The sequence below is a fragment of the Corallococcus llansteffanensis genome (assembly GCF_003612055.1).
In the GTDB taxonomy this organism is placed as follows: domain Bacteria; phylum Myxococcota; class Myxococcia; order Myxococcales; family Myxococcaceae; genus Corallococcus; species Corallococcus llansteffanensis.
Window position 1 is genome coordinate 1 of record NZ_RAWB01000924.1, and the last position, 2,185, is coordinate 2,185.

Consider the following 2,185-nt stretch of genomic DNA (forward strand, 5'->3'; position numbering starts at 1 on the left):
GTGTTTCAGCTCCGGGGACCGCCCGCCGTCCGGCGCGCGGTCCCCGGAGCTGAAACACCGCCATGCGTTACGCGAACATCCTGTCCACCGGCCGCTACGTCCCCGAGAAGCTCCTCACCAACGCCGACGTGGAGGCCATCCTCGGCGAGAAGGTGGACGAGTGGCTCCAGCAGAACGTGGGCATCAAGCAGCGCCACGTGATGGCGGACGACCAGGCCACGAGCGACCTGGCCGTCGCCGCCGCGAAGGAGGCCCTGGCGCGCGCGAAGGTGGATCCGAAGGACCTGGACCTGGTGCTGGTCGCCAGTGACACGCCGGACTACCTGAGCCCCGGCACGTCGTCGGTGGTGCAGGCGAAGCTGGGCGCCGTCAACGCGGGCACCTACGACATCAACGCCGCGTGCGCGGGCTGGGTGACGGCGCTGGACGTGGCGTCGAAGACGATTTCCGCGGACGACAGCTACCAGCGCATCCTGGTGGTGGGCGCCTACGGGATGACCCGGTACGTGAACTGGAAGGACAAGAAGACCTGCACGCTGTTCGCGGACGGCGCGGGCGCGGTGGTGCTGGGCGCGTCCGACAAGCCGGGCTTCCTGGGCGCGAAGCTGCTGGCCAACGGCGAGTACCACGACGCGCTGGGCATCTACACGGGCGGCACGAACCGGCCCGCCACGGCGGAGACGCTGAAGCTCACCGACGGCAGGCCTGCGGTGCAGTTCGTGCGCAAGTTCCCCTCCACGTTCAACACCGAGCGCTGGCCCATCCTGCTGGACACGCTGCTCAAGCGCGCGGACCAGACGCTGGACGACGTGAAGCTGTTCGTCTTCACGCAGCTCAACCTGCGCACCATCGAAGCCACCATGAAGGCGCTCAACCAGCCCATGGCCAAGGCGCACTACACGATGGACAAGTGGGGCTACACGGGCTCCGCCTGCATCCCGATGACGCTCGACGACGCGGTGCTGCAGGGCAAGGTGAAGAAGGGCGACCTGGTCGCCTTCTGCGCCAGCGGCGGCGGCCTGGCGATGGCGTCCGCGCTCTACCGCTGGACGGCGTAGTCCCACCCACCCGCGGTCCGCCAGGAGGCACGCGCATGTTCATCGGAGATTGGATGGGGCGGGGCGCCCTCTACTGGCCGGAAGCGGTGGCCGTGGTGGACGTGGCCCGCAGGGACGCGGGCCGCTTCACCTACCGGCAGATGAACGCGCGCGCCACGGCGCTCGCGGGCTGGCTGCGGGACGTGGCGGGCGTGCAGCGCGGGGACCGGGTGGGCATCGTCGCGCTCAACGGCGTGGAGCACCTGGACCTGCTCTTCGCGTGCGGGAAGCTGGGCGCCATCTTCGTGCCCTACAACTGGCGGCTGCACGCGGCGGAATTGACGGAGGGCGTGCGCTCCATCCGGCCGCGCGTGCTGCTGTTCGGGGACGACTTCAGGGACGCGGCGGCCCAGGTGCGCGAGCACGTGGGCGACGGCCTCCGGCTCGTGTCGCTGGATGCGCAGGGCCTGCCGGGCGCGGACGCATATGCGACGGCTCTGGGGCACGTGCCCGCGGCCCCGGTGACGAACGAGGCGGTGAGCGAGGAGGACATCCTCTGCCTCATCTTCACGGGCGGCACCACCGGGCGGTCCAAGGGCGCGAAGGTGTCCTACCGCATGGTGGCGTGGAACACGCTCAACACGCTGGTGCATGAGATCCGCCAGGGCGACGTGACGGTGACGCACACGCCGCTGTTCCACACGGGCGGGCTGCTCGTGTACACGCTGCCGCTGCTCACCGTGGGCGGCACCGTGGTGCTGATGCGGCGGTGGGACGCGGACGAGATGCTGGGCCTGGTGGCGAAGGAGAAGGTGACGCTCTTCTTCGCGGTGCCCACGCAGTACCAGCAGTTGATGGACTCGCCGCGCTGGCGCGGGACGGACTTCTCCTCCGTGCGCTTCGTCACGAGCGGCGGGGCGCCCCTGCCGGTGCCGCTGCTCCAGGCGTGGCAGGCGGTGCACCCGGTGCCCTTCAAGCAGGGCTTCGGGATGACGGAGTTCGGCCCGGGCATCTTCAGCATGGGCCCGGAGTTCGCGGTGTCCAAGGCGGGCTCCATCGGGCGGCCCAACTACTTCATCGACGCGAAGCTGGTGGATGACGCGGGCCAGTCGGTGCCCGTGGGCGGGGTGGGGGAGCTGGTGCTGAAG

The 2,185-nt window shown here is 70.1% G+C and carries 2 protein-coding genes; both read left to right on the plus strand.

Annotated features, from left to right (window positions below):
- Positions 1-62: 62 nt before the first annotated feature.
- Entirely contained in the window at positions 63-1,058 is a 996-nt protein-coding gene (locus tag D7V93_RS42115; protein WP_120648578.1) for a 3-oxoacyl-ACP synthase III family protein, read from the plus strand.
- A 35-nt stretch (positions 1,059-1,093) separates the two neighbouring features.
- A partial coding sequence (locus D7V93_RS42120) for an AMP-binding protein (RefSeq protein ID WP_147451645.1) occupies positions 1,094-2,185 on the plus strand: 1,092 nt, incomplete at its 3' end.

Excerpts from the sequence above, each read along its gene's own strand:
- D7V93_RS42115 (WP_120648578.1), top strand. The coding sequence starts at position 63 with ATGCGTTACGCGAACATCCTGTCCACCGGCCGCTACGTCCCCGAGAAG.